Raw genomic sequence first — 23,234 nt, 5'->3', positions numbered from 1 at the left:
CGGCATCTTTCATCGCTCTGACCATTCTCAGGCTTCCACCCGGAACTGCAGATACATCTTTTTCAATTCATTCACCGATCTTCCCAGCGAATAGTGTGTTTTGGCTTTTTCACAAGCGGAACGAGCCAGTTCATAACGGTAAGCCGGATCAAGCATCACCTTTTCCAAAGCGTCCGCCAAGGCAGAAGGGTCTTCAGGCGGTACTAGCAGACCGTTAATGCCGTCCTCAATCTGTTCGGGTATACCTCCCACCTCTGTGCCTACGAGAGCCAGACAGCTCAAAGCCGCTTCAGCAAACACTGAACCGAAGGCTTCTGCACGCGATGGCAACACAAACACATCAAAGAATGGCATAAACTCTTCAGGATGCAACGTATATCCATAGAAAATAGTCTCATTATAAATGCCAAGACGCTGGGCCAGCTCCTCCAGATCAGGACGAATCGGTCCATCTCCGATGATGTGCAGCACATAGTCATGACCTTTGTCCTTGAGCTCTGCACAAGCCTTGAATAAAATGTCCAAACCTTTAGCAGGAACGAGACGGCAGACCGTTACCAGCTGCGGCACAGCATTGTCATGGGGAATCGGCTTGAAGCGCTTCTCATCAAAGCCGTTGGGAATAATTCCGATCCGGTCTGGATGTTTAACATACGGGTCCAGGTACCGGCGGAAGGAATCCGATACCGTTAACAGACGCTCAGCTCGATGCTCAAGCTCACCATAGATCGATAACAGGAACTGATGCTCCAGCCCGTTCGGCTCAATACGTCCGTTAAGAATCAGCTCTCGTTCGTAACTGGAGTGAATGGTCTGAATAAGTGGAATATCGGGAAAGACTGACTTCATGGCAAGCCCTGCAATCGGGTGATGTGCATGAATCAGATCATAGGGCTTCTGAATACGAAGCCGGGTCCACCATAAATAATCGCGATACGTCTGAATATATTTTTGCACAACAGGACTATCTCCATAGACGGTCCAATCAAACGTTTCAAACTGTACTTCCTCCTGACCTTTATTCCGGATGCGTTTCGGTAAGGAAAACAAATCCATCTCCCACCTCGGGCTTGTAAATCGCTCCTGCAGGTAAGGAATCATAGAGGATACCCCTCCGGGCTGCTCCGGAGGAAAGAATAGCGCTTGTAGCAACTTCAACGTGATTATCCCCCTTTCCAGCTTCATTTCTTTTCTTCCACATGTATTTATGATATATCAGAACATATGTTCAGTAAAGCAAAACCAGTGCAAAGTAGTCAACTCAGTTCTTCACATGAATAATGTATTTTCATGCATTTTAATGAATATTATCATTGTCCATTATGACATATAAAAGCTTGAACATCTACTGTTTCTGCACAACAATTATGAAGTCGTATATACATGATATTCATGTAGCTCTTTATAAAGACGCCCTTGCATCCATTTTCAGCCTCAAATTTCAACTACTTGTATCCCTTAAAGCTCGACTGCTCGTTCATAAATGCTGAATCCATCTGTTTCACCGACATGACTGAACCCATTCCTTGCATAAAAAGCATTTAATGTACTATTGCTTGCTCCGCAATCCAGCCGCACGAGAGATTTATGATCGAATTTAATGCCGTTAATGGACCACAGCAGAATGGATTTCCCCAAACCTGTATGCGCATATTTTCTGCGAATGGCGAGCCGGTGCAGGTAAAGCGCCCCATCCTGCGCGTGAGCCTTGTCGCCCCATAACTTGTAATCCCACGGACTGGGCTTCTGCATCAGAATGACCATCCCGGCGATTTCCGCCTCTTTTTTAAAAACAAAAACGTCTCCACGCCGAATAGCCGCAGGTGTATTATGAGAATCCTCCCCGTGCAGAAGCGCGCTCCATTGGGACGAGCCCTGACTTTGCAGCCATAACGCGGTCTCTGCAAGCAGGGATAGCACCTCTTCCGTATCCTCTGGCCCAGCCTGCACCACTTGAAAATGGTCATTAATCGATTCACTGTAAATGTTGAATGCGTGTGTCATCATACCCCTCCACTTCCCGGCGATTCTTTTCATGTAAAATTAAACTAATCGTACTATACCGGGAAATCCATAGTCCGTCAAAATCAATAAAAAAAGGATAAAAGGCCTGCGCCCCTTATCCTTCCATTCTGGCTTCATCTATAATCTGATTGCGATATAACATGGTCAGATGTAATGTGTCGAATTCGATCTCCTTGTTCAGCTCCCGCATCAGCACATCCACCAGCGTTTGGCGCTGCACACTTGTTCCAGGCACATCATAGTCCATGAAACCGGTGAGATCCGCTTGAGACATATCAATTGTTGCTGTGCCTACCGGAAGCCCCCCACGCTCCTGAACGAACAGATCGTAAACTCTGAACTCCCGGTCCCTGCTTCTGAGCATGACATAACATGCTTCCTCGGCTTCTTCCATCCCGGATACACTCAACGATTGTTCGAAATTTCTTTCGTCATATTCGTCTTCATCTTCAAAATCTTTTTCGTCATTTTCATCATCGTCGACGTCAAAATGATTATTATCGTATTCTTCTTCAAAATCACGGTGTACCCACTCAAGGTTCTCCAGTTCATTCCCCTGATACCACATGCGAATCGTAATCGTATCAATGATCTCCTCGTCCAGCTCCCTGACAAGCAGCTCGGCCGCAGCTTCCTGCAGCGCTTCATTTGGCTCCTCGTACCAGTGGATTTCTCCCTGTGCATCCGCTCCATACTGCTTCAGCGCCGCTTCTGCCATTTCTTCGCCCTCGGCGTCATTGAACACATAGGTGGATACACTGCGTCCTGCACTAACCATCTCCATCTCCAAAAGATGCTTCGGATCTTCATATGTAAAAGATTCATCCCGATAGGCAGGTATTCTGTTCACTTCGGCAAATACTCCATCTTCATGAGCATTCTCATCAAGCGCCAGAGCGTTTCCAGCCGATGCGCCGGTGTTCATATCTGGCTGCTCTAGAACAGTATGCAGTATACCGGAGCTCACTAACACTTCATAATGAGAAGCCCCCACCGCATCGGCAAGCATACGAATATAACCTTCTACTTTATCCGTAATAAACGACTCAGCCTGATCATCTATCACTTCCTGATCCAGCTGCAGGCTGCCCGACAGCCGCTCTCCCTCCCTGTATACAAGCACAAGTGTGCCTGCATAGCGGCCATCCACCATAATGTCCTGCACTTCACCACCTGCTGTACGCAAATCCGTCGTCAGTTCTACCTGCTTCATTGCCAGTCCTCCTCATTTCTAACGTGTCCTCTTAGGATGTCCTGGGAAGCAGTAGTTTATGAGGAAACAGAACTATACCGACAAAATATACTTATGGATGGCGTGCGCAACCCCTTCATCGTTGTTGGACAATGTCACTTCGTCGGAGGCGGCTTTGACCTCTTCAGGAGAGTTATCCATCGCTATGCCCTTACCTGCGAAAGTAAGCATCGTTATATCATTATAATAATTGCCTATCGCCATAATCTCGGAGGACGCAATGCCTTTCGAATCAGCCAATCTCTTGAGCGCCGCTCCCTTGGAAGCTTCCGGATGCATCAGATCAATGAAGAAATCCCCGCTGCGTGTCATATAATAGGGAAGGTTCCAGGCCGTCCATTCACGTTGAACCTCGTCCATCTGCTCTATCGGGCCAAATGCCGTAAACTTGGCGAGTGGTTCGTGCATATCAGCCCAGCGAGGCAGCTTGAGCGGCTCTGCGAGGAAATTATAATACATCTGTCTGACCTGAAGCTCCAAACCTTCTGGCTGATCCACATACAGTCCAAACGCCGTATTGATGTCAAAATGTACCCCATTCTCACGACAGTACGTCATAATCGGCTCCAGCCCTTGCGTGTCCAGTGCAAATTGATGAATAACCTCCCGTGTCTCTACCTGCGCTGTAACCGCACCATTATGCGTAATGACATAACCATCCAGACCCATCTGTTTCATAAAAGGAATCGTGTTGCCTGGCCCACGTCCGGAGCAAAGCACAATCTCTGCCCCTTGGCGCGAGGCTTGAATCAACGTTTCCTGCGTCCGTTCGGTCAGCTCATGATCATCATTCAGCAAAGTACCGTCTACATCCAGTGCAATCAGTTTGTAAGTCATATGATTTCATCCCCATCTGTTCATTTTAGTTAGCCGCGTTATCATTCCGCAAAAGATTTAACTCCTCTTCCGTTAATTCACGGTAACTTCCGATCGCCAGATCAGAAGCGAGCTTCAATTCCCCCATAGCTACACGCTTCAGGTACAGCACACGTTTACCGACAGCCTGAAACATACGCTTGACCTGATGAAACTTGCCTTCATGGATAATGAGGGAGATCAGCGATACCGTACCTTCGTCCGTTTCCTCATGTCCAAGCAGGGTAAGCTCTGCCGGCATTGTCTCATACCCGTCATCCAGCCGCACCCCGGCGGCAAATTGCTCAACGTCCTCTGCGTCCACTTTACCGAGCACCCGTGCTTCATACGTTTTGGGCACATGTTTGCGGGGAGATAACAGTTCATGGGCGAGTGGACCATCATTCGTCAAAATAAGAAGCCCCTCTGTATCCTTATCCAGTCGCCCTACCGGAAAAGGTTGAAAGATTCGGTCCTCCTTACGCAGTAAATCCAGCACCGTCTTGTCCCGTGCATCTTCTGTAGCAGATACCACACCCGGCGGTTTGTGCAGCATCAGATAGATCATTTCACGGTACATAATCCGCTCTCCATCTGCTTCAATGACATTAATCTCCGGGTTAACCTGGATACCGCTATCCTTGACCACCTTGCCATCCACATAAATACGTCCCTGTTTCACCATTTTTTTGAGTTCACTGCGTGTTCCGACACCCATATGACTCAAAATTTTGTCCAAACGCTGCGTTTGTTTGCCTTTCCCACTCATCTCGATGTCCACCTCCATCCCGCAGGATATTCATTTTTCAACACACCGTCCAGCCATTTCCCCCAACCTGCGGCATATCCATCAATACATACGAGAACATACCCTTTCAACAGGGTTTCTCCATGAATCATAATGCGCTCCTGTTCAATGTTCAACGTTTCCCCCTTCAAGTACCTTACCGCCTCTCCATCTGCAGAGGACAGATTCACACTGCGGCGTGCCTCCGATGTACGCAAGGCACAAGCCAGTGGATGAGAAGGAACAAAACGTCCATTTTTGATCGTACCGACAAACCATCCAGGGCGAACCACCTTCAGTCCCTCCAGACGGGAAGCGCCAACCGCTGACTGGTATACCCGATCTCCGTAACACACCGTTTCCCCGTGCAGCGGCATATCCAGATTCTCTTTTACAAACTGGCTGTAAACGGCCAACGGATCAATAGTTCCTGAGTCAGTTGCCCGCGCCTGCCCCCGCTCCGATTTGCGTCCACCGGCCTCTTTAGCTTTTCTGCCCGCTTTGCCTGAGGGTTTGCCAGAGCGTGCATGCCTGTCACTGCCGTCTCTTGATTCGATCCGTAACAAACGTTCCTTTTTACGATCGGCTTTGGTCAATGGATACGAAGCCGATCGTAAAAAGGAACGATCCTCACTCGATTCATTCAGCAGCGCAGACTCATCAATCACATTTTCAGACAATTTTGCATCACTGTCACTTTGAGCTGCTTCCATATGTTTTAACACTGCAACGTAATGTCCTTCTCCCTCCAGAAGATGGGGCCACAATCTCGCCGTGCCTCGCGTCTGCTCCAGCACCTCTTCTGTCTCTTCTGCCTGTGCCGGCAGCATCTCACGCACCCAGTCCGGACGTCCCGGGGCAAACCCTGCGGTATCTGCAATATTTACAATGGTAAAGTCACGATTCTTCTTCAAAAACGCTGCAATCATCGCTTCATTCTCCTCCGGGGCAAAGGTGCAGGTTGAATACACAATCGTGCCTCCCGGGGCCAACAGCTGTGCTGCTGTTTCCAGAATGTCGCGCTGCATCAGCACACACTTCTCCACGGAATGATGCTCCCACGACTTCACCATATCCTCATCCTTGCGGAACATGCCTTCCCCTGAACAAGGCGCATCAATTAATACTTTATTAAAATAATGAGGGAATGCTTCGGCAATCCGTTCAGGCGACTCATTTAATACCACTGCATTTCTTACACCATAAAGTTCAATATTTTTGGCAAGTGCCTTGGTTCGCTCGGCATGAATATCATTGGTGACAAGCACACCTCTACCCTGCAGCTTGGCAGCGATCTGGGTCGATTTCCCCCCGGGAGCAGCACACAGGTCCAGTACACGGTCTCCCGGCTGTACCTGCAGCTGCTCGACGGGAGCCATTGCACTCGGTTCCTGAATATAATACAGGCCTGCATGGTAATAAGGATGCAGTCCGGGCTTTACCCCATGCGGCACATAAAAACCGGTTTCACACCACGGTATGGGTCTCAAGTCAAACGGAGCTATTTCTTTGAATTGTTCCATTGATATTTTCAGTGTATTTACGCGAAGCCCGGCATGCGGGGATTGTTCATACGATTGCATAAAAGATTCAAATTGGTCACCGAGCAGACGATTCATCCGTTCAGTAAACATGTGAGGCAGCTGTACAGCCATATTTCCACTCATCCCATCCTGTTAAAATGACATATTGCTCTATGTTATCATATCCTGTTTTTACTTGCCTATCCTATCATGTGTATTCCACTACAGCGTGTAATGTAGTATAATGCTAATAGATTGTTTGACAAGCAAAAATTCGGTTGTTTATGCATATTATCCCAACCTCTATTTTTGCTGTAATTATATCTTGATATCAATATTGGGGGATGAACAATGAATTCCAAGAAGAAAAAGAAAAGTGCCACAATCCTTATATTTCTCGGCATTTTAGTTGTTATGCTTGCTGCTCTGGTGTTTGTGAACCAACAGTCCAAGAAACAGAGCGATTCTGTGCCCAACGCTTATGGCATCGCGGCTTCCAAGCTTAATCCGGCTACACGTGAACTTCTGAGTGATCCTAACTATCAGCAGATTATTCTGCCAGCCGATCTGAAAGCCAGAATTGATAAGAAGGATAGCTTCTTTGTATACTTCTTCGCTTCTGACTGTTCCCACTGCCGTGCAACGACACCGCAATTGATGCCACTAGTCGATAGTGAAGGCATCAAGCTTCCGCAGTTTAATCTGCGTGAATTTGAATCAGGCTGGACGGATTACAACATTGAGTTCACGCCTACACTCGTCTTTTACCAGGACGGCGTAGAGAAGGATCGCATGGTTGGCGGTTTGAAAGAAAATGGAAGCGACAACGGTTATACACTGGACGACTACAAGCAATTTTTTGACAAATATAAAGGCAATATTACACCTGAGAAAAGCTAGGCAGCATGCCTGCCAAAAACACCCCGACTATTCCGTGAACGGAATGGTCGGGGTGTTTTGTATACAAGACATAGGACAGTTCATCCTAGTTATTTGCATGATTGTTAAGCTTCACATTGTTACGGTGCTCCACCGCTTGAGCCTGTCGCTGTTGCTCTCTCATTTTCTCTTCATAGATTCGTCCCCGGGTTGGACTTCGCCGCTGTGGAATGTTTGGTTTCAGCTCGGCTGACCTGATTTGTATTTGCTGTATCAGCGATTCATCCTCAATCTCGATAGACAAATCTCGATATGCCGGCGCTTCTGGTTCACTTTCCTGTAATTGCTTCACAAGTCCACGTACCTGCTCCTTCAACTCGCCAAGCCTGATGCCAAGCATCACGTCTTGATAGGGCTCCATTAATTCAAGTGAGCTTTGCAGCATCTTAAACCCTCCGCGAAGATTGCCATTCCTGTAATGGTACAATCCAACCGCTACCTGCAGCAGCCCCTTATAGAGCGGATCACGATCCCTTTCCAGCCACAGCTCTTCAAGCACCTCGTGGCACTCGAAATAGTCCTGATCCCGATTGAAATAGATCAGATAGTCAATGTAGAGCGGCTCATAGCTGTTCATCCGGATTCTCGCCCTTTCTGGCGTTGCCCAGAAGCTGCTTCACATCATCCAGCAGCACTTTGAGTCCTTCCATATCATGACGCTCCCAGCAATCGTTAAATCGTTTCTGTGCTTCAATCGCCTCATGGACCAGATGATAGAAATATAGCTGATGAATGATGCTAAGTGTCCTTGACACGATATTGGAATCGTCCTCAAACGCCTTCTGTGCTTCGAGAATCTGCAGACGAATCGCTGACATCTCGTTATCCAGCACGAAAGCGGCCTCTGCTGTTTTCTTCAACCTTGCCCGCATGTCATCCGGCAGGCTTTCCCGATATTTATAACTCAAGGAATGCTCAATCGTTGCCCAGAAATTCATCGCCAGCGTTCGAATCTGAATCTCGGCAAGCACCTTTTTCTGTCCCAGCGCCGTTTGAACCGGATATTCAATAATCATATGGAAGCTGCGATAACCGCTTTCCTTGAAGTTGGTAATATAATCCTTCTCAATCAGCACCGTCAGATCCTTACGTGCTCTGATGTACTCTGCCACACGGCGAATATCATCCACGAACTGACACATGATACGAATACCGGCAATATCTTCTATACCTGTCTCCACATCATCGAGTGCTACGTTCAAACGTCTTGATTTTTCCAGAATGCTGGAGATTTTTTTGACACGGCCAGTAACGAATTCAATCGGGGCATATTCTTCCCGTTTTTTCAATTCGGCCCTCATCGTTTTGAACTTGACCTTCAATTCCTCTACCGCTTGTTCATAAGGAAGTAAAAATGTACCCCAGTCTCTACCGTCCATGGTTAAAGCCTCCTGTCTCTATAGCATCCCCTGTTCTTATCCATTATACATGATGTTTGCCGGGGGGAAGAGTCCCGTTCCATTATACACTCTTCCATGCTTCTATATTAGTGCTCTGGGGATTCATCCTGCTTTTTTAGCGGTGCTCTGCACCAACCGCCTCTGAAATATGATGATAACCGTCCTTGCGCAGCAGTTCACGCAGTCCTGCATGAATACGCCGGTTAACCTCTGGTCCTTCATAGATCAGGGCTGTATAGATTTCCACCAGACTTGCCCCGGCTTTAATTTTCTCATAAGCATCCTCACTTGTAAAAATACCGCCCGATCCGATAATAGGAAGTTTACCCTCAGTCTGTCTGTAGACCTGACGAATGATCTCGGTTGAACGTTCGCGCAGCGGCTTGCCGCTTAGTCCTCCCGTTTCCTTCGCATGCTGATGGGAGAGACCTTCACGGCTGATCGTTGTATTGGTCGCGATGATGCCCGACACCCCACTCGCCGCAATCGTACTGACCATATATTCAAGCTCCTGATCATTCACATCAGGCGCAATTTTGACAAGCACAGACTTGGACGCCCCTCCGTGCTGAGCCTGCTGACGATTCATCTCACTCATAACCGCTGCCAGCAATTCCTTCAATTCATTCCCATGCTGCAGATTACGCAAATCCGGTGTATTTGGTGAACTGATATTCACAACAAACAGGTCAGCATAATTATACAACGCCTGAATGCATTTCTCATAATCCAGATGAGCTTCCTCATTGGGTGTTGTTTTATTTTTACCGATATTCACCGCCACGGGAATACGCCGCTCCTGAAGACGGGCAAGCTCGCCTGCCATCGCTTCTGCACCCAGATTGTTAAAGCCCATCCGGTTCACCAGCGCTTCATCTGGCGGCAAGCGGAACAGACGCGGCTGCTCGTTGCCCGACTGTGCCAGCGGAGTCACCGTGCCCACTTCCATAAATCCAAATCCGATGGAGGAAAAGCCGGTTACAGCCTGACCATTTTTGTCCAGGCCTGCTGCAAGACCAACAGGGGTAGGAAAGTGGCAACCAAACATGTCCACCGCCAGGTCAGGGGTTTCACGCACTCCATACATGACACGCAGCCCGGACGGAACCGGTCGCACCTTGCCCACACCGCTAAGGCCGCCAATAATCAGATGATGGGCCTGCTCTGGGTCCATTTTGAACAATAAAGGTTTAGCAAGACTTTTGTATAACAAATCACTCACTCCGTTCTGGTCCGGCATGCGATATGGCCGCTCTCCGTCTCGATATGTAAAAAACTCTACACACAAGTCTAGCGGTTTCTTCTGCAAAAAGAAAGTCATTTGCGCATAGACAAGTAAATTTCAAATCAAGCTGTATATGCACAAGAAATCAACCCGCCTACTGGAAAAGACGAGTTGAATTCTTTACAATGAGAGCATGGTTACATAAACCAGTTCTTGACCAGTCATATACCTGATAAGGAGGAAGTAATTATGGCTCAGAAACGTAAACCACCCGCATTGCAGCAAAAAAAGGAAGAGGTTAACCGCAAAGCCATCGCATGGACAGCAGCCAGCGTAGGCGGCCTGATTATTATTATTGGCGCTTTGATTATTATTGCCAACATGTAGAGGTGAGGATTCCGGCCAGCCCTCCACTGACCGAATTTTAATCAGACTTCCAATGAAGATCGGATTAATTCAACCAGTGATATGTTTTGCCCGGATTGCTCTGTTTCGGGACAAGCTTGTGTGTATACCGCTCCTTTGCTTCTGGTACAGACATTAACGCAGGCAGAAGATTTTTCCCGATTCGCACTGGCGTGCCTTGCGGAGCAAGAGCGAACAGCTCCTCCACATCATCTTTACGCATTCTCACACATCCAAGGGACTCATCCTGTCCGATGCTGCTCGGCTCATTGGTCCCGTGGATGGCATAATTGGTGTCCGAAAGCTGCATTCCCCTGCTTCCAAACTCTCCATTGGAGCGACCATTCGGATTCACCACCTTGTCGGTAATGACATATGAACCCTCAGGCGTGCGCTCACCGCCAAGACCTACCTCATACATACGAAGGATTGTACTGCCGCTAATGAGCGCCAGCCTGTGGTTATTCTTGTCTATGACAATCTCAAGCGGCTTTGAAAAGAAGGGCTGTCCACCCACGGTATCGGCAAACGATGCCTTTTTGGTGTCAGGTGTCTTTGAAGCCTGCGACTCTCCCTTTCCGATATCCCCCGTAGTTATAACTTGAGCCTTGCTCTGATGCATTGCCAGCAGCTGTGGAAACATCTCGCTCATTTCAGCCGAAGTTTCTCCCAGAATATTGTCCGGGAACGGCTGAGCGAGTGCTGTAACACTTTTAGGCCAAGTTTTATGTTGTTTATGATACGAGACAATGGCACTGGACAATGCTGCTGCCGTCTCCTGCCTGGCCGTCCAGGCAAGCGCCATGCGTTTAATTTTGGCGGACACTTCAGGAGGTTCACAGTTACACTGCTTGGCGTCGTAACTCTGGGCGGTGAGTTTTCCTTTTGAATTCGTCTGCATTATGTATTTAACCGGCATATCCCGTTGCCAGATGGCCCAGGCCTCGGAAGTCTGCATTCCCAGCACAGCCGTCGTTTGAACACCATTACCAGCACCTGCCCAAGCTGCTGCAAGTGCTCCTCCCCCATCATTTTCACCACCGAATGCCGCTGCAGTGAACACATTGCCCTGCTTCACTGACGATGCATCTGCCCCTTTCTTCTCATTTGCTTCCGGCTTTACCTCCTGCAGATCATCCACGGAATCCAGAACCGAGGCCAGGGCATCAGTTACCCCCTGATTGGCACCAGGCGCATCAGCGGGTGGAAGTCCTGCCAACAGCAGTAACATAAGCAACGTCAGCCACATTTTACGTCTGCGCTTCTTTTTCTCCTTATGCGCAGACATCTCTACCAGCTTATCCTGATAATCCATCCATATGTCGGCAGGAGCTTTACTGCGTTCAAACGCCTCATATATTTCGCCCGCTTGTTGAAAACAATAATTGGCCTTCGCTTCCTGTCCCTCCGCCAGATATTCTTTGCCAAGCAGATACCAGGCCATTTTATTATCTGGATGTTTCTTCACATATGATCTTAGATCCGTGTTCTGCATCTGATCCTCCACTATTCCGCCTTGAGCTTATAAATTAATATATCGGCAGACAACAGTTAAAATTGCATAGGACTACAGCACCTGGTACTAATCAATACGCTGTAAACAAGCAGCTCTCACTCACCAAGTCATCAATAAATTCTCGCGTTGCTGACACAAAAAAGCACACCTCTTGTCGTTAAGACAAAACGTGCGCTTCGATCTCATGTATGAAAAAAATTAACCCTCTTTATTAAAAGGCTCGTCCGCTACTTTAATGGAGTCGGTCGGGCAGCCATCGCATGCATCCTGCATATCATCAAACAGATCTTCAGGAATAGCTTTGATGCCTTGGTTAGCGTCGCCGTCAAAGATTACTTCTGCCAAGCCCTCATCGTCATAATCATAGATGTCTGGCGCTGTTGCTCCGCATGCGCCGCATGCAATACATGTATCTTTTTCTACCCAAGTATATTTGCTCATTTTACAATCTCTCCTCCTAGGATTCACCACGTACAGTGTTTTTATCTAGAAACATATTAATACAAAGCAAGAATAATTACAAATAAAATTGCACCCGCAAGTCTTTATTATCCCCTATTCAGTCCAGACTTTGCAAGTTATCTTTTTGCAGTGAAGTTCCTCGCACCTTATGGTTGCGGAGTAATGTGGAAGGATCATCGCCAAGCATGCCTGCGGTCACAACTGCATTCTCACCAAACTTATCACGCAGTTCATCCATGATCCGAATCAGACTTTCCTTTTTCGGCTTTTGCTCGTATTCAAACAAATCCATCTGCACAGCTGATTCCTCTCGCGGAATCAAACTCTGCAGCGTGATGCCAAGCATGCGTACCGGCTTGCCGTTCCCCCAGTGTTTCGCAAAGAGCTGGCAGGCCTCCCGGTAGATGACTGCGGCATCCTCGGTTGGTATGTCCATCATGCGTGATCTGGTGATTGTTTTCATGTCAGGTGTACGAATCGTAATCTGAATGCCTTGACTTAACATTTCGTGCTTACGTAATCTTCGGGCCACCTGATCGCTAATATTCAGGAACACCCGGTGAATATCATGGTTCTCCGAAACATCGGCAGGCAATGTGGTCGTATGACCAATAGATTTATTCGCTTCCCGTTCGGCAACGACAGGGGAGTGATGAATGCCATTTGCCGAGTTTTTAAGCCACGTTCCGTTAATACCGAACAGGTCTGTCAACATTTTTTCATCCGATTTAGCCAGCTGACCAATCGTATCAATGCCGATTTTTTTTAGCTTCTCGGCCGTTTTCCTTCCAATTCCAAACATCTCATTACAAGGTCTATCCCATAAGATGCGGGGAACGTCCCTCATCCGCAGGATCGATATGCCGTTTGGCTTTTTGAGGTCCGATGCCATTTTGGCCAGCAGTTTATTTGGTGCAATCCCAATAGAACAAGGCAGGCCGAGTTCGTCCTTGATTCTCCGCTGAATCTCTTCAGCGATCTCCACTGGTGTACCGAATTGCTTCGATCCTGTGATATCCAGATAACACTCATCAATCGAAGTCGCCTCGAGTTGAGGGGTGTAGCTGTATGCAATCTGCATAAAAGCTCTGGAGTATTGGCGATATAAGTGAAAATCCGGACGTATAACAATCAGATCCGGGCATTTCTTCATGGCCTGATGCACGACCATTCCTGTTGATATGCCCCTGCTTCTCGCTGTATAGGAACAGGTTACAATTACTCCTTTGCGAAGCTCGCTGCTGCCTGCAACAGCCGTTGCTCTTCCTTTATATAACTCGGGCTCCTCGGCCTCATGTACAGAACAATAAAAGGCATTCATATCCACATGCAAAATAACTCTGCCCGCTGCCGGATAATACTCGCTTACATCCACTGGAGGATTGCTGTCTGAAGACTTCACGCCCCCCACCCTTTCTATCCTCACGATTCATTGATCTGGGTCAACCTGTTTATATAGTATATCAAAAGTAGAGTATAAATTCAGGCTTCGCGCTGAGTTCATTATTTCCGGCCCGTTCTTGTTATGCTGCGAAAAATGGCTGTACATACAAGACAAATGCCAATCAGGAATAGCACTGCAAGAAGCACATTTTCCCATACAATCGTCACAACAATCACTTCCCTTCCATATATATACGCTCACACAACCTCATACAACTTATCGTATCCTCTCTCATGCTACCTATCGTTTATATCCCTTGCAACCTGTATTACATACCTCATGCAACGTTTGGATAATTATAACATACTGCCTTTTCCATATGTTGCTGGCGCTTTTTCAACCTGCAATCTGCAATTGTTCCACTAACCTGCGAATTCTATGTAGCATTTGGCTATAATGATGCTATAATAATTAATTATACAAATTCACGAGTTTGGGACAAATCCATTCAACGAATTTAACACAGTGTAGCGTTGCTGAATCGAAGGATTTATCCATTAATATCTTTACCTGCTTTTTAACCCTTCCATCAAACTTATAAAAAAGCGCTTTACCTTAAAGGAGGATCTTCATGTCAAAGGCCATTTCCATCTTCGATACGACTTTACGTGACGGCACGCAAGGAGAGGGTGTCAGCCTGTCCGCAGACGACAAACTCAAAATTGCCAAAAAGCTGGATGACCTGGGTGCTCATTATATTGAAGGCGGAATTCCCGGCAGCAACACCAAGGACATCGAGTTTTTTAAAAGAGTCAAGGAACTGAAGCTCAACGCCAAGGTTGTTGCATTCGGAAGCACTCGCCGCAAAGGCAGCATTGCCAGCGAGGATGCCAATCTCAAGCGTATTCTTGAATCCGGGGCACAGGCAGCCACACTCGTCGGAAAGTCATGGGACTTCCATGTGCACACTGCCCTGCAGACAACGCTTGAGGAAAATCTGTCGATGATCTATGATTCCATCGCCTATCTGAAACAAAGCGGCATGGAGGTCATCTTTGATGCAGAGCATTTCTTCGACGGCTTCAAGCATAATCCCGAGTATGCGCAGGCTGTCATGAGCAAAGCCCACGAAGCCGGGGCTGACTGGCTTGTGATGTGTGACACCAACGGCGGGACAATGCCGCATGAAGTGCACGAGATCGTATCCAGTCTGCACCTCTTGCTGCCGCAGGCACACCTCGGCATTCATACGCACAATGACTGCGAACTTGCTGTTGCTAACACCCTCAGCGCTGTACAAGCCGGAGCACGTCAGGTGCAAGGCACCATGAACGGTTATGGCGAGCGCTGCGGCAATGCCAATCTCGCTTCCATTATTCCGAACCTGCAGCTGAAGCTGGGGTACGAGTGTGTGGCTGAGGATTCCATGAAGCAGCTTACCAATGTTGCTCGCTATATCAGCGAGATCGCCAATGTGAATATGCCGATCAATCAACCATATGTCGGAAATGCAGCCTTTGCACACAAAGGCGGTATCCACGTATCCGCCATTTTGCGGGATTCACGCACCTATGAACACATTGTCCCTGAGCTTGTCGGCAACAAGCAGCGGGTACTGGTCTCCGAGCTGGCAGGACAGAGCAATATTGTTTCCAAAGCTCAGGAGATGGGACTGGAATTCGACCCGAACAGCGCCAACTCACGCCAGATTATCGAGAAAATAAAGGATCTGGAGCATCAAGGTTATCAGTTCGAAGGCGCAGATGCTTCACTGGAATTGTTAATCCGCGAAGCAAATGGAGACATGAAGGAACTGTTTACGTTCGAATCCTTTAAAATGCTTGTAGAAAAAACAGCAGGCAAATCGGTTGTTTCCGAGGCTTTTGTGAAGCTGAATGTGGCCGGAACAAGTGTATACACCGCAGCTGAGGGCAATGGGCCGGTTAACGCACTGGATAATGCACTTCGTAAAGCATTGGTCCAGTACTTCCCTTCACTTGCTCACATGCATTTGTCTGACTATAAGGTACGTGTACTTGATGAGAAGGATGCTACCGCAGCCAAGGTTCGTGTATTGATTGAGTCCAAAAATACAGAAAACACCTGGAACACGGTTGGTGTATCCGAGAACGTCATTGAAGCCAGCTGGGAAGCACTTGTTCACAGTTTCCGATATGCCCTGCTTCAGGAGCGTATGCTGGACGAGCCAGATGCACATTCACTCCCCACTCACGGTTTAGTTAACCATTAATAGCCCAACCCTTTTCCTTATTTCCCGGAAAATATTAAAGCTTCTGCAGCCATTTCTCATGGTGCAGAAGCTTTTTTTGTGAATGCAGCGAATGCAAGCAATCTTGTATTCGCAAGTGACAGCCGATATTTTAATTTGCAATTAACTTTTTAATCTTTTTCTCAAGCTCTTTTTCCGGCATGATGCCCAAAACGATCTCTTGAATGACTCCTCTGGAATCGATCAACACATTTGTTGGAAATGCCATGCCATTATACAGCGCATACACAGTCCCCTTTTCATCGAGCGGAATCGGAAAGGTCAGCTTGTATTCGTCAACAAAAGCTTTGGCATCCTTCAATTTATCGTATGAAGTCACGTTCACACCATAGAGATCCATCTTATCTTTATATTTCTCCGCTAACTTGTTCAGTTCAGGCGCTTCCTGCTTGCACGGATCACACCACGAGGCCCAGAAACTGACAAATGTCGCTTTTTCTTTTGCGCCACCCACGCTGTACGTTTTACCATCAAGTCCCGTCAGACTGAACGGAGGGGCCAGTAAACCAGCCTTCGCTCCAGTCTCTGTTGGCATAGGCTCCTCCTGTTTGAAAACAGCAGTAATGCCTCCCTCTGTATTTCGGGCCATAGTCAATGTAACAAGCAGGACAACCCCAAGCATTATGTATTTGTTACGTTTCATCACTCGCCACCCTCTTTTGAACATTCAAAATGTCTCTGAGCTTTACTGCACACAATGCACCTCTGTTATATTGTACCCTTTTCCTTAAAAATTTTACAATCTGCCTAAAGCAAAATAAAATGAAAAAGGACTCCTGCCTGAACAGGAGCCAAAAGAGAGAGGGGTGAATACAAATGGCAGCACTTCACGGGCAGCAAAAACCCTTAACCATCCCCCGCTCGGTGGAACAGGAAATGTCCAGGCACATGCATCTTTCGCTGCCGCAGGAAGCCTGCGGGGTTGTGCTGGGTGAATCCGCAGCGGGCGGCATACGAATCAGTCGGTTTCAGCCCATTCGTAACGTAGCGCCTGACCCGCTGCATCACTTCGCACTGGATCAAACAGAATGGATTCGATGTATTTTTTCCGGCTCCATCATCGTTGGTATCTTTCACACACATCCGCATACCCTGCCCATTCCTTCATACGAGGACCTGCAAGCCCTGCCTGACTTTGCCGGAATGGTCCAGGTATATCTCATCGGATCACCGAATCTGGAGATCAACTCTGCAGACTCAAGGATTAATGCGGAATCTTCGGATTCAACGCTTGACATGAAGTCTCCGGATTTTACACTTGGCATGAAGTCTTTGGACACAAACAACTCGATATCCTGTATGCTTCTGAATGCCTATCAGATTGCAAAGACCGATGAACAACAGCCACACAGCGTATCGCCTGAACACCCTTCATATCACCTGATACCTATGCAGCTACGCGTGACTTAGCCGTGTATACAGGTCGCCCAACGTTTCAATATTTTTATGTTTCATATCTTCCAGATAACAGGACCATAATTGTGCTGTCATCTTGGCATCTTCGAGCGCATGATGCCGACCATAGATCGGAATGCCCCTCGATTCCAGCAATTCATCCAGACCATATCCGGTTCTGGTTGGCTCAAGCCAGCGGGCAAGCATCATTGTATCGATCAACCGATGTGTCAGCCTTACCTTAGAGGTTCGCCACAAGGCCGCATTGAGGAACGCACGATCATGCGCACTTGCATGTGCAACCAGAACATTGCCGCCGACAAAAGACATAAAATCATGCAGCCCCTCAAGCAGCGTTGGAGCCTCCTCCGTCATCTGCTGTGTAATTCCGGTAAGCTCGGTAATATGCTTGGGTACTGTGGTTTTGGACTGCACTACCGTGTAGAACTGCTCCTCTTCCAGCACGACGCCCCCTCGAATGCGCACCGCACCAAAGGACAAAATCTCATCCCCATGCTGGGGTGAAAACCCCGTCGTTTCCAGATCAAACACAACTGCATCCAGCTCATTCAAAGGCGTATGCAGCACTTCAGGTCTGCGCTGCTCCCTCATCATCGAACGGATAAACGCCATATGTTGCGCCGTAGGGGCTCCCATAATGGAAGCGATGGCGGAAGGAACCCCTCCCTGACGCAGCGAATTCCAAAATCCTGTATTGCCCCTTGCCGGCTCTCTCATGGACGTCTCCTTTCTGCAAAACGCAACTGTCTTTGCAAAGCACGATGAACCCGCTTGACCAAGCCTAATGTCTCCCTCAGATCATAATGAATCTGCTTTTGCTTCATCTGTTTCTCATCCAGAAATCCACTGCTCTGCTGCAGCTCCTGCTGCATAACGATCGGTGTACTTCGGCGCAGCTTCAATGCAGCTGTAAATGCGCGCTGACATGCATCCATTAACGGAAAAGGCACCGCCTCAAGCGAAGTGAGTCTTTCCATCCGTTTTACCGTTGACGATTCCTGAATTCCATGATGCAAGGCCAGAAACCTGGCGCTGTTTACAAGCGGGATGTATACCCCGTATTTGACATCAAAACCGCCCGCGTGCTCACCGAATCGCTCCGTAACGACACGGCCGAGTATATTTAATGTAGCCTTATGCTTCACCGTATTACGTAACACTGCATCTGAAAGCTCAGGCACTCGGCGGAATTGCTCATAAAAGCTTGCTAGCCATTCATCGGCAAGGCTGCTCTCACCTGCAATAAAGCGCATATCCGACGCGATGATCAGATTACGGATTGGCTCCCAGCTCAGGTCTGAACTCCACTCCAGGAGCTGATTCTTCCAGGCTGTGAGTGTTTTGCACCACAACGGCTCTGAACACATCACCTTGCCTTCACATTTCGCATAACCAAGCTGCTCTAACAAATCTGCCATCCGTCCGCCAAACTCGTCAAAGTAGGCTTCTTTCCCTTCATGCGGAGCATCACTGATGATCATGCCATTATCCTGATCACTCCATAATGTTGCCTCTTCCCTGCCAGAGCTTCCGAATACGATAAAGGCATAGGGGACGGGAGGCTGACCGAAGCCATCCTCTACCATCCCCTCAATGCATAACTCAACTGCTTTTCGAGCAATTCGGTCATGCAGCTCATTTACCGTTTCGTACCATTCCATAGCCGACAAGGAAGCAAACATCGATTGCTGGAGCTCTCTCTGTAAAGCGACGCGTACCTGGCGCAGCTCATACACAGAGGCCGCGCCATCGATGCCATGATAAGACCAGAAAGGATTTGTTGTCGAGATAGGTTCCATCATATCCAGCCTCCTTGAAGCAATTTCAATCATGATTCACCTCAGGAGCTGAACGTACCGCCCGATTTGGATTCTGCATGCTTCATTTGCTCAGGATAGCCATACGTGCCATGTTCACTGAGATCCAGACCCATGGTTTCTTCTTCTTCAGTAACGCGGATACCCATGATTGCTTTCATACCGCCCAGAATAATGAAGGACATGACGAGTACAAAGGCAAATGCGCCTACAAGACCTAACAGTTGTACACCCAGTTGGTGGAATCCACCACCATAGAACAGACCCGCTTGACCTACACCTACTTTTTCAGCCAGTTCAGGTGTAGCGAACAAACCAGTGGAGATTGCGCCCCACATACCAGCAATACCGTGAACGGAGAATGCATAGATTGGATCATCAATGCCTTTGCGATCGAAATATTGTGCGGTGAAGAATGTAATAATACCCGCCAGTGCACCGATTACCAGAGCTGCCCAAGGTTCTACGAAAGCACATGCACCAGTAATCGCTACGAGTGCTGCAAGCACACCGTTCAGCATACTAGGAATATCCGATTTTCCAAGAACTGCCCAGGAGATCAACAGCGCAGCAACACCACCTGCAGCAGCAGCTACGTTTGTAGTTAATGCCACATATCCGAAGAAACCTTCTCCCATTGCAGACAACGTACTACCTGGGTTGAAACCGAACCAGCCGATCCAGAGGATGATTACACCGAGTACAGAATACACTTGGTTATGACCCGGAATGATGTTAGGTTTGCCATCCTTGTTGTATTTACCGATACGAGGTTTGAGCAAAATCGTAGCTACGAGCGCTGCAGTCGCACCAGTCAAGTGAACAACTGTAGAACCTGCAAAGTCTTGCATGCCCAGCTCAGCGAGCCAGCCGCCGCCCCATACCCAGTGAGCAACAACCGGATACATAATAATGGTGTACAGTGTACCAAATACGATATATACGCTCATTTTTGCACGTTCTGCCATACCGCCGCAGGCAATCGCCAGAGACACAGCAGCAAATGCAAGGTGGAATACAAATTTAATAGTCAGTGGAACATCGGAGAAAGCTAGTGATTCGAAGGAAGCAGCCATGTTATCTCCACTCATGAAGAAACCTGTTGTTCCAAAGAATCCGTTACCATTACCAAACCCTAGGCCAAATCCAAGTGCCCAGAACGCGATAACTGAAATGCCCAATGTCAGGACTGTTTTACCCGCAATATGTCCTGCATTTTTCATTCGAGTAGAACCTGCCTCCAGAAGCGCAAATCCCCCTTGCATAAAGAATACCAGTACTACAGCAAGGAACGTAAACGCTGAATTCAGACCGCTTTGAAGCTCTATCGTACTTGGGCCCTCAGCAGCAGCGAATGCACTCATCGGAAAAGCCAATAAAGTAAGCATTGCTAACATTGAAACCAACCATTTCTTTCTCATAAACCCCACTCCCTCTTATGTTATGTTTCTTCACATATCGTGAAACTCTTAATGTCATTATAAGCAGAAGACAGGAAAGTTGACAAGAGTATTTTCATCATTTTTCAAAATAATTTATGGGAATAAAGTCTTACGTCTTTTTCTTGCACTTAAGTACATATTCTTATCATGTAAGCACATAGATATAGAAATGGAGGCAAGCTATAACAAAGCATAACGTTTGACTGTACGGTTCATGATCATGTATCATACTTATTAGTAATAATAACTGGGCGCATTTTAATGAGGCGCTTGTGGAAACTACATTTCCCTACATTTGAACTTGCAAGCGAGGTGAATATCATTGGGGATATGAAACTTTTTCGGATTGGCGAACTCGCCAAGAACGCTGGTGTAAGTGAACGCACAATTGACTATTACACAAAACTTGGGCTCATTGCTCCTGAAGAAAGAACTCAAAAGAATTATCGTCTCTATAGTCATGAAACCTTAACCAGACTTGAACGTATTGTACAGATGAAACAGGAGAAGTATAGTCTCGAAGAGATCAAACAATCTCTTGAGAAATGGCGTCTGGTCAGCACAGAGGAACAGGTAGCAAGCAAACTGACAACACTTGAACTACATGTACAGCAGCTTGAACGAGAGGTGAATGAACTTAAACCACTTCTTGGAGAGATGAAACCTGTACAAGCTCGCAAGATGATGGCAGGACTGCTCACCAAAAGTGCAGGCACGATGGAGGCATTAAAAATCCTGCTTGAAAACACCATGATGTAGCTTATTATGAAAGCGGAGGAATGAATATGAGTTTTAATAATGGTATGTTCGTACTGATCATTATCGCCTTTTTGCTCTCTTTATGGGCGCAATTCCGGGTCAAAGGCACCTTCAGACGCTGGTCGGAAGTTCCTAACCTGAGCGGAATGACCGGTTATGATGCAGCTCGTCACATGCTTGATGCGAACGGTTTGCATGATGTACCGATTGAACCGGTTCGCGGTTCACTCTCTGACCACTACGATCCCATTAATCGGGTTGTTCGTTTGTCTGAGCCTGTATACTACGAAAGATCCATCTCGGCCTTATCCGTTGCTTGTCACGAGGTTGGCCATGCGATCCAGCATAAAGAAAGTTACCCGATGCTCGCACTGCGTCACCGGATCTTCCCGATTGTAAACTTTGCATCCGGAATCGCACCGCTCTTGTTGATTGCAGGTTTCATTTTTAACGCAATGAACCTGGTCGGCGTTGGCATCATCTTCTTCTCGGTGACGGTCGCCTTTCAATTGATCACCTTGCCGGTTGAGTTCAATGCCAGCAACCGCGCTCGTGAGATTATGGTATCCGAGGGTTATATCCGTAACGAAGAGGAAAAAGGCGTAGCTAAAGTGTTGAATGCCGCAGCTTTAACTTATGTGGCCGCTGCATTGATCTCGCTGCTTGAATTGATTCGTTATATCGGTATCTTCAACAACCGTGATTAATTCAACCACTTATACATTACTATAATAGAAAAAACAATACCCCACCGTTTATTCGGATGGGGTATTGTTTTGCTGTAAACCAAAATAATGAAGCAAAAACGAGCGGAAGGACTGGGCAACCAGCGGAAGCTTATCATCTGCACGATGAATTAATCCAATCGTCCTGGTTACTTTCGGATGAGAAATCTCCACATGGGCTGGCTGTAACGGATTGGTCTGAAATAACGCCATTTCCGGCAGCAGACTGACACCCATACCCGCGGCAACCAAACCCCGGATCGTATCCGTCTCTTCGCCCTCAAATGCAATCTTAGGTGTAAACCCTGCCTCCAGACAGGCATGCCACACAATCGGACGAAGTGAGTAGCCTTTGCTAAAGAGCACAAACTTGTCATCCTTCAATTGCTCCAGCGCAATCTTTTCTTCACCCGCGAGCGGATGATTGGGCGGCAAAATGGCATGCAGCTCCTCGGTCAGAACGACATCTCCCGCTACCTGATCATGCTTTTCGGGAAATGGTGAGATAAACGCCAAATCCACTTCAGCAGATAACACATCGCGGATTAATGTTGGATACATCCCCTGTTTGAACCTGAATTTCACATTCGGGTAACGCTGACGAAAAGCAGCCACCACGGAAGGAATCAGATGGATTCCCAGACTGTGGGGAAAACCGATACGAATCTCCCCGTGTTCCGGGTCAAGAAACTCATGCACTTCTCCAACAGCTTTGTCGAGGTCTTTCAGTATGCCTTCTACCCGTTTGCAGAAAAGCTGACCGACCGCAGTTAACTGCAGATTTCTTCCTTTTTGCATAAATAGATCCACACCCAGCTCTTCTTCAAGCTGATGAATCTGCCTGCTGACCGCAGACTGCGCCACATGAAGCTCTTCAGCCGCTTGTGTGACGTGTTCCTTCTGGGCCACCTTTAAAAAATAATGCAACTGTCTTAATTCCACTTGCCTGATCGCTCCAATCTGTTATACCCTTCTCTATCCTCAAACGCATTCCATCTTGAGCACGTTCCGA

Annotated in this window: 23 protein-coding genes; 6 read left to right on the top strand and 17 right to left on the bottom strand. The window is 47.5% G+C overall.

Translation table 11 applies throughout. The features are described 5' to 3' along the window. Window positions 1-27 precede the first annotated feature (27 nt). The 6 genes from ACQSGY_RS15555 to ACQSGY_RS15530 form a co-directional block, all read right to left on the bottom strand. Window positions 28-1,158 (bottom strand): glycosyltransferase family 4 protein, encoded by a 1,131-nt coding sequence (locus ACQSGY_RS15555; protein WP_427052545.1) that lies wholly within the window; start codon window positions 1,156-1,158, stop codon window positions 28-30. A gap of 300 nt (window positions 1,159-1,458) precedes the next feature. Beyond that, window positions 1,459-2,007, bottom strand: coding sequence for a GNAT family N-acetyltransferase (locus ACQSGY_RS15550; RefSeq protein ID WP_427052544.1), 549 nt, complete (start codon window positions 2,005-2,007; stop codon window positions 1,459-1,461). A gap of 112 nt (window positions 2,008-2,119) precedes the next feature. Continuing rightward, window positions 2,120-3,238, bottom strand: coding sequence for a hypothetical protein (locus tag ACQSGY_RS15545; RefSeq protein ID WP_427052543.1), 1,119 nt, complete (start codon window positions 3,236-3,238; stop codon window positions 2,120-2,122). Window positions 3,239-3,310: 72 nt separating this feature from the next. Further along, complete coding sequence (locus tag ACQSGY_RS15540) at window positions 3,311-4,114, bottom strand: Cof-type HAD-IIB family hydrolase (protein ID WP_184179922.1); 804 nt, start codon at window positions 4,112-4,114, stop codon at window positions 3,311-3,313. A gap of 25 nt (window positions 4,115-4,139) precedes the next feature. Continuing rightward, complete coding sequence (locus ACQSGY_RS15535) at window positions 4,140-4,901, bottom strand: pseudouridine synthase (protein ID WP_427052542.1); 762 nt, start codon at window positions 4,899-4,901, stop codon at window positions 4,140-4,142. After that, on the bottom strand, window positions 4,898-6,574 hold the full coding sequence (locus tag ACQSGY_RS15530) for an RsmB/NOP family class I SAM-dependent RNA methyltransferase (RefSeq protein ID WP_427052541.1): 1,677 nt from the start codon (window positions 6,572-6,574) through the stop codon (window positions 4,898-4,900). The genes ACQSGY_RS15535 and ACQSGY_RS15530 overlap by 4 nt, the downstream gene beginning before the upstream one ends. Before the next feature lie 219 nt (window positions 6,575-6,793). Between ACQSGY_RS15530 and ACQSGY_RS15525 the strand changes: the two genes are divergently transcribed. Beyond that, window positions 6,794-7,342, top strand: a complete 549-nt coding sequence (locus ACQSGY_RS15525; protein WP_111273090.1) for a thioredoxin family protein — start codon at window positions 6,794-6,796, stop codon at window positions 7,340-7,342. A gap of 85 nt (window positions 7,343-7,427) precedes the next feature. Here the strand turns inward: ACQSGY_RS15525 and ACQSGY_RS15520 are convergent, their stop codons facing one another. The 3 genes from ACQSGY_RS15520 to ACQSGY_RS15510 all read right to left on the bottom strand — a co-directional run bounded on the left by ACQSGY_RS15520 (window position 7,428) and on the right by ACQSGY_RS15510 (window position 9,994). Then, entirely contained in the window at window positions 7,428-7,958 is a 531-nt protein-coding gene (locus ACQSGY_RS15520; RefSeq protein WP_427052540.1) for a DUF309 domain-containing protein, read from the bottom strand. Further along, on the bottom strand, window positions 7,945-8,760 hold the full coding sequence (locus tag ACQSGY_RS15515; RefSeq protein ID WP_111273092.1) for a GTP pyrophosphokinase: 816 nt from the start codon (window positions 8,758-8,760) through the stop codon (window positions 7,945-7,947). The genes ACQSGY_RS15520 and ACQSGY_RS15515 overlap by 14 nt, the downstream gene beginning before the upstream one ends. A gap of 136 nt (window positions 8,761-8,896) precedes the next feature. Further along, entirely contained in the window at window positions 8,897-9,994 is a 1,098-nt protein-coding gene (locus ACQSGY_RS15510) for a quinone-dependent dihydroorotate dehydrogenase (RefSeq protein ID WP_427052637.1), read from the bottom strand. Window positions 9,995-10,255: 261 nt separating this feature from the next. Here ACQSGY_RS15510 and ACQSGY_RS15505 point away from each other — a divergent pair, with 261 nt between their 5' ends. After that, window positions 10,256-10,393, top strand: a complete 138-nt coding sequence (locus tag ACQSGY_RS15505; RefSeq protein WP_167434145.1) for a hypothetical protein — start codon at window positions 10,256-10,258, stop codon at window positions 10,391-10,393. A gap of 64 nt (window positions 10,394-10,457) precedes the next feature. On the opposite strand, the gene ACQSGY_RS15500 is transcribed toward ACQSGY_RS15505, so the two are convergent. The 3 genes from ACQSGY_RS15500 to ACQSGY_RS15490 all read right to left on the bottom strand — a co-directional run bounded on the left by ACQSGY_RS15500 (window position 10,458) and on the right by ACQSGY_RS15490 (window position 13,791). Continuing rightward, window positions 10,458-11,906 (bottom strand): L,D-transpeptidase family protein, encoded by a 1,449-nt coding sequence (locus ACQSGY_RS15500; RefSeq protein ID WP_427052539.1) that lies wholly within the window; start codon window positions 11,904-11,906, stop codon window positions 10,458-10,460. A gap of 219 nt (window positions 11,907-12,125) precedes the next feature. Next, a complete protein-coding gene (locus ACQSGY_RS15495; protein ID WP_111273095.1) occupies window positions 12,126-12,368 on the bottom strand; it encodes a ferredoxin in 243 nt (80 codons plus the stop codon). Between the two features lie 118 nt (window positions 12,369-12,486). Next, on the bottom strand, window positions 12,487-13,791 hold the full coding sequence (locus tag ACQSGY_RS15490; RefSeq protein WP_427052538.1) for a DNA polymerase IV: 1,305 nt from the start codon (window positions 13,789-13,791) through the stop codon (window positions 12,487-12,489). 613 nt (window positions 13,792-14,404) lie between these two features. Between ACQSGY_RS15490 and cimA the strand changes: the two genes are divergently transcribed. Then, window positions 14,405-16,024, top strand: coding sequence for a citramalate synthase (gene cimA / locus ACQSGY_RS15485; RefSeq protein ID WP_427052537.1), 1,620 nt, complete (start codon window positions 14,405-14,407; stop codon window positions 16,022-16,024). Between the two features lie 130 nt (window positions 16,025-16,154). Here the strand turns inward: cimA and ACQSGY_RS15480 are convergent, their stop codons facing one another. Then, window positions 16,155-16,706, bottom strand: coding sequence for a TlpA disulfide reductase family protein (locus ACQSGY_RS15480; protein WP_145402887.1), 552 nt, complete (start codon window positions 16,704-16,706; stop codon window positions 16,155-16,157). 173 nt (window positions 16,707-16,879) lie between these two features. On the opposite strand from ACQSGY_RS15480, the gene ACQSGY_RS15475 reads away from it, so the two are divergent. Then, window positions 16,880-17,473: a Mov34/MPN/PAD-1 family protein gene (locus ACQSGY_RS15475; RefSeq protein WP_427052536.1), complete on the top strand. Its 594-nt coding sequence runs from the start codon at window positions 16,880-16,882 to the stop codon at window positions 17,471-17,473. Here ACQSGY_RS15475 and ACQSGY_RS15470 read toward each other — a convergent pair. From ACQSGY_RS15470 to ACQSGY_RS15460, 3 genes are read right to left on the bottom strand one after another with little or no spacing between them, the layout of a single operon-like run. After that, complete coding sequence (locus ACQSGY_RS15470; protein ID WP_427052535.1) at window positions 17,459-18,196, bottom strand: exonuclease domain-containing protein; 738 nt, start codon at window positions 18,194-18,196, stop codon at window positions 17,459-17,461. The two genes, ACQSGY_RS15475 and ACQSGY_RS15470, sit on opposite strands and share 15 nt — an antisense overlap. After that, window positions 18,193-19,278 (bottom strand): DUF294 nucleotidyltransferase-like domain-containing protein, encoded by a 1,086-nt coding sequence (locus ACQSGY_RS15465; RefSeq protein ID WP_427052636.1) that lies wholly within the window; start codon window positions 19,276-19,278, stop codon window positions 18,193-18,195. Before ACQSGY_RS15465 ends, ACQSGY_RS15470 begins: the two co-directional genes overlap by 4 nt. A gap of 41 nt (window positions 19,279-19,319) precedes the next feature. Next, entirely contained in the window at window positions 19,320-20,717 is a 1,398-nt protein-coding gene (locus ACQSGY_RS15460; protein WP_216513274.1) for an ammonium transporter, read from the bottom strand. 351 nt (window positions 20,718-21,068) lie between these two features. Between ACQSGY_RS15460 and ACQSGY_RS15455 the strand changes: the two genes are divergently transcribed. Then, the gene (locus tag ACQSGY_RS15455; RefSeq protein ID WP_111273109.1) at window positions 21,069-21,497 is read left to right on the top strand and encodes a MerR family transcriptional regulator; all 429 of its coding nucleotides are present in this window, start codon (window positions 21,069-21,071) and stop codon (window positions 21,495-21,497) included. Window positions 21,498-21,523: 26 nt separating this feature from the next. Then, window positions 21,524-22,204 (top strand): zinc metallopeptidase, encoded by a 681-nt coding sequence (locus ACQSGY_RS15450; protein WP_289374186.1) that lies wholly within the window; start codon window positions 21,524-21,526, stop codon window positions 22,202-22,204. A gap of 48 nt (window positions 22,205-22,252) precedes the next feature. Here the strand turns inward: ACQSGY_RS15450 and ACQSGY_RS15445 are convergent, their stop codons facing one another. After that, the gene (locus ACQSGY_RS15445) at window positions 22,253-23,164 is read right to left on the bottom strand and encodes a LysR family transcriptional regulator (RefSeq protein ID WP_427052533.1); all 912 of its coding nucleotides are present in this window, start codon (window positions 23,162-23,164) and stop codon (window positions 22,253-22,255) included. Between the last annotated feature and the right edge of the window lie 70 nt (window positions 23,165-23,234).

The organism is Paenibacillus sp. TC-CSREp1, assembly GCF_050171015.1.
Classification (GTDB): domain Bacteria; phylum Bacillota; class Bacilli; order Paenibacillales; family Paenibacillaceae; genus Paenibacillus; species Paenibacillus silvae.
This window is presented reverse-complemented; position numbering and strand designations above follow the sequence as displayed.